At 72.4% G+C, this 4,688-nt stretch carries 3 protein-coding genes and 1 riboswitch; all 3 genes read right to left on the reverse strand.

Going from position 1 to position 4,688, the window contains the following annotated elements; genetic code table 11:
* Positions 1 to 27: 27 nt before the first annotated feature.
* The 3 genes from ACWCO3_RS31800 to ACWCO3_RS31810 all read right to left on the reverse strand — a co-directional run bounded on the left by ACWCO3_RS31800 (position 28) and on the right by ACWCO3_RS31810 (position 4,482).
* On the reverse strand, positions 28 to 1,092 hold the full coding sequence (locus ACWCO3_RS31800) for a coiled-coil domain-containing protein (RefSeq protein WP_450013578.1): 1,065 nt from the start codon (positions 1,090 to 1,092) through the stop codon (positions 28 to 30).
* Between the two features lie 4 nt (positions 1,093 to 1,096).
* Positions 1,097 to 1,228: riboswitch (cyclic di-AMP (ydaO/yuaA leader) on the reverse strand.
* Positions 1,229 to 1,340: 112 nt separating this feature from the next.
* Positions 1,341 to 2,258 carry a cation diffusion facilitator family transporter gene (locus tag ACWCO3_RS31805; protein ID WP_358166403.1) on the reverse strand — a complete coding sequence of 306 codons (918 nt, stop codon included), beginning with the start codon at positions 2,256 to 2,258 and terminating at the stop codon, positions 1,341 to 1,343.
* Between the two features lie 106 nt (positions 2,259 to 2,364).
* Positions 2,365 to 4,482 carry a HelD family protein gene (locus tag ACWCO3_RS31810; RefSeq protein ID WP_450013580.1) on the reverse strand — a complete coding sequence of 706 codons (2,118 nt, stop codon included), beginning with the start codon at positions 4,480 to 4,482 and terminating at the stop codon, positions 2,365 to 2,367.
* Positions 4,483 to 4,688 lie beyond the last annotated feature (206 nt).

The following is a 4,688-nucleotide window of genomic DNA, read 5'->3' on the forward strand; positions in this document are numbered from 1 at the left end:
CTCGACGGGGGCACCGGCCACGAGTGGTCAGTAGACCGACAGGTGCACGTGGTTGGTGTGGTCGCTGGACGGGTCGCCACCCGCCCCGCTGTACGACTTCCATCCGCTGCTGGGCAGCCAGATCTGCCTGTACCAGATCACGTACAGCACGGCGAGCCGGTCGGCGTTGCGGATGAAGTACGCGGCCAGGTTGTTGCCGTACGTCTTGTCGCCGCCGGTGGCGTCGCCGCCGAAGCCACCCTTCTGGGCGGCGAAGTCGCAGGCCCGACCCTTCGGGTGCTCACCGGAGCCGCTGGGGCGGTGGCAGGAGACGTACCGGGTGAAGCCGGCGGCCTTGGCCTGGTTGAGGGCGTGCAGGGTGCGCGGGGTGATGCAGCCGCTGGCGGGCGTGGGGTCGTCGACGCTGCACGACTCCTTCGGCCAGGAGCCGTCGGAGTTGCGCGGAGCGGCCTTCGCGTTGCTGGTGGAGGTGCCCCGGTTGGAGTCCCTGTCGGCGGTGGTCTGCGGCTTCGGGGTGGTGGCGACGGTCAGGGCCCGCTCGGCCTGCTCCTTGCGCTTGGCCATCACCGCGACCTGCTTGCGCTGTTCGTTGATCTCACCGTCCAGGGCGACCCGGGTGCGGTTGGCCTGCTCCTTGCTGGTGAGGAGGTCGCGCAGCACCCGGTCCTCGTTGGCGGCCACCGCGTCCAGGGAAGCGGCCCGGTCCATGAAGCCTTCCGGGGTGTTGCTGTTGAGCAGCGCCGAGATCGTGCTGAGCCGTCCGGTGCGGTACGCGACGCCGGCGATCTCGCCGACCTTGCCGCTGCGCTGGTCGAGTTCGACCTCGAGGGTCTTCAGTTGGGTGGTGAGCTGCTGCTGCCGCTGCACGGAGGCGTCCAGGGCGCGCTTCGCGTCCAGGTAGCCCTTGCTGGCGGCCTCCAATTGGGCTCGGAGTGCCGGGGTGCCGCCCTCTTCGTCGGAGTCGGGTGCGGCGGCCCGCTGGCCGGTCGGGGGAGCGGCCGAGGCGGTGCCGGCCGGGAGCGCGACGCCGAGAGCGAGCATCGCGACGATCAGGGCCGCCAGTTTGGCGGCAGGTGGTCGTGCTGGTGCCACTGCGCAGTCCTTCCGTCAGCCGCCGACCGGGTTAGCTGACGGGTTCGGGACGGAAGATCCCTACCGCTGACGCGGATGCACCCCAGGAACGTGGTTCCCCGGTTCGCCCGTGCGGGCGATTAGGCGACGACCACCACCGGCGCCGGGAGGCGCCGCCTGGTGGCGGCCGGGACAGAGCCTACCGGTACTGGTGGGGCGGCTGCAGCGAATGTGACGGACGGTGAGTGCGTCCTCACGCGGGACTCACCTCACCACTCGATGGAGCCGCACGCCCCGGACGCGGCACCCGGTTCGATCTGCAACGTCGCGTGCTCGATCCGGAAGTCGTCGTGCAGGGCCGTGCGAGCGGCGGTGAGCACCGCGCCGACCTCTGCGCCGGGCTCCATGGTGAGGTGTGCGGAGGCCACGTCCATGCCCGAGGTGAGCGTCCAGACGTGCAGGTCGTGCACCTCGACCACGCCGGGAACGGCGGCCAGCCGGTCGTGCACGGCGGTCACCTGGAGGTGTTCCGGTGCGGCCTGCACCAGGATGCGGATGGCTGCCCGGGCCAGCCGCCAGGTGCGTGGCAGGATGAACACGCCGATGGCGACGGCGACGAGCGGGTCGGCCCACCACCAGTCGGTGACGGTGATGAGCAGCGCCGCGCCGATCACGCCGACCGAGCCGAGCAGGTCGCCGAGCACCTCCAGGTAGGCGCCCTGGATGTTGATGCTCTCCCGGGCCCCGGTGCGGAGGAGGGCGAAGGCGACGATGTTGGCGAGCAGGCCGAGGACGGCCACCACGAGCATCGGACCGGTGATGACCTCGTGCGGGTCGCCGAAGCGGCGGATCGCCTCGATCACCACGTAGACCGCGACGCCGGAGAGCAGGACGGCGTTGGCCAGTGCGGCGAGCACCTCGAGTCGGTAGAGCCCGAAGGTGCGCTGCGGGTCGCCGGTGGCCCGCCGGGTCGCGGTGATCGCGGCGAGCGCCATGCCGATGCCGAGCACGTCGGTGAACATGTGCCCGGCGTCGGAGAGTAGGGCGAGCGACCCGGTGTGCAGGGCGGTGACCGCCTCGACCACCATCAGGGTGGCGAGCAGCCCGAATGCCGCCCAGAGTCGACCCCGGTGCTGGTATGCGGCATTGGCGACGGACCCGTGGTGGTGGTCATGACCTGCGCCCACGTGAATTACCTTCCGCCGCCGTCCGAGGTCCGGTCCAATGTATGTTCACATCGCAATGTGTGCAAGTGTACGGGTCGCGCCTCCCACCGGTGGCCGCTCGGACAGGTCAGCCGGTGGGGTCGATGGTGGTGAGTCGTTGGGTGGCCCGGGACAGCGCCACGTACAGGGTGCGTACCCCGGCACCCGGATCCGCCCGGATCTCGCTCGGGGCGACCAGCACGACTCCGTCGTACTCCATGCCCTTGGCCTCCAGGCTGGTGACCACCTGCAACCTCGGCGCGTCCAGCGCGTCGAGCCAACCGGCGACCTCGTACCGACGCGGCACCGGCGTGATCACGCCGACCGTGCCCTCCACCTCGGCCAGCAGGTCGGCGGCGGCCTTCACGGTCGCGGTCTCCAACCCCGTCGCGGGCACCACCAACTCGACCGGATCGACGCCGGTGGACCGGACGGCGGTCGGCAGCGGCAGGTCCGGGTAGAGCCGACGGATCTCCGCCGCCGCCACCGCGAAGATCTCCGAGGAGTTGCGGTAGTTGGTGGTGAGCGTGAAGTCGTGCCGCTTGCGCCGGCCCAACGCCTGGTCCCGGGCCCGGTCCAACTCGTCGGGGTCGCCGGTCCACGCGGTCTGCGCCGGGTCACCCACCACCGTCCAGGAGGCCAGCCGACCACGACGGCCGATCATCCGCCACTGCATCGGTGAGACGTCCTGCGCCTCGTCGACCACCACGTGCGCGTAGTCCCGGTAGTCCTCTGGGCGCTCCCGAGCCGCCGCGCGGGCGGCCCGCTGCCGGTCGGCGGCGGTGCTCAGCTCGCGTACGCCGCCAGCCAGCTGGAACGGGTCGCGACGGGCCCGGGCCGGCTGCACCGGTTTACCGAGTAGCGCGTCCAACTCGTCCAGCAGCGCGATGTCGGCGATGGTCAGCCCGGTCGAGTCCAGATCCCGGTACGCGGTGGTGAGCAGCCGGATCTCCGCGTTGGAGAGGATCCCACCGGCGTACCGGCGCAGCCGGTCCGGCTGGGCCAGCCAACCGAGCACGTGCCGAGGGTGCAGACGAGGCCACCACGCCTTGAGGAACTCCCGGAACTCCGACCGCTCGGCGATCTCCGCCTCGAAGGCCCGCTGTTCCGGCAGTCGGGTGACGCCCACCTCTCGGGCCTGCGCCCAGAGCGCGGCGAACACCCCGTCGAAGCCGGCCCGGCGCACCTCGTTGCGTCGGGCGCCCCGGTGCAGCGCGCGGTCCCGGATCCGGTCCAGCGTCGTCCGGTCCAGCCGCAGCAGCGTGCCCCGGTACAGCAGCCGCAGCTCACCCGGGCCGCCCGGCACCGCGTCGCGGGCCGCCCGCTCCAGCACCCGACGCATCCGCAGCGAACCCTTCACCGCCGCCACCTGGGGCGGGTCGGTGCGGGTGGCGCTCATCCCCGGGAAGAGGGTGCCCAACGAGTGCAGGGTCGCGGTGTCCTCGCCGAGCGACGGCAGCACCGAGCCGATGTACTCCACGAACACCGACGACGGGCCCACCACCAGGATGCCGCCGCCCGCGTACCGGCTGCGGTCGGAGTAGAGCAGGAACGCGGCCCGGTGCAGGGCGACAGCGGTCTTGCCGGTGCCGGGGCCGCCGGCGACGATCGTCACCCCGGAACCGGGCGAACGGATCGCCTCGTCCTGCTCGCGCTGGATGGTCGCCACGATGTCCCGCATGCCCCGGCCGGTGGCCTTGGACAGGGTGGCCAGCAGCGCGCCGTCACCGACGACCGTCATCCCCTCCGGGGCGGCGGTCGGGTCCAGCAGGTCGTCCTCGATCCGGGTGACCCGTTCGGCGCGGGACTGGATCGTGCGGCGACGCACCACGTCCAGCGGCTGCGCCGGAGTGGCCTGGTAGAAGGCGGCGGCGGCCGGCGCCCGCCAGTCGACGACCAGCGTGCGGGCGTCCTCGTCCCGGATGCCGAGCCGCCCGACGTGCAGGACCTGGCTGTCGCGCAGGTCCAGCCGGCCGAAGACCAGCCCCTCGTGCTCGGCGTCCAGGGTGTGCCGCCGCTGCGCCGCGTGGAACACCATCGCGTCGCGCTCGACCAGCGCGCCGTGCGTGCCCACCCGGGCCATCCGGTAGCCGTCGCGCTCGGCGCGGACCGCCGAGCGCCGCAGCTCGGCCAACCGCGCGTACACCCGGTCGAGGTGGCGTTGCTCGACGGCGATCTCCTGCTCCAGGCCGGTCTGGTCGGTCAACGCACGCTCCTTCGACTGTCGCCGGCAGGCGGCGGAAACCGCGCACGCCAACCGCAGAAGGGTACGGCCCCGCGCCCGACCCGCCGCGCCCGAGGTGCGGGAACGTGGTCAGATGCGCGAGACCGGTCCGATGGCGGTGTCGTCGGCCAACAAGACCGGGCAGCCCGCCGCGGTGACCGCCGAGGAGGCGCGTGACCAGCTCAGCT

The organism is Micromonospora sp. NPDC002411, from assembly GCF_053592955.1.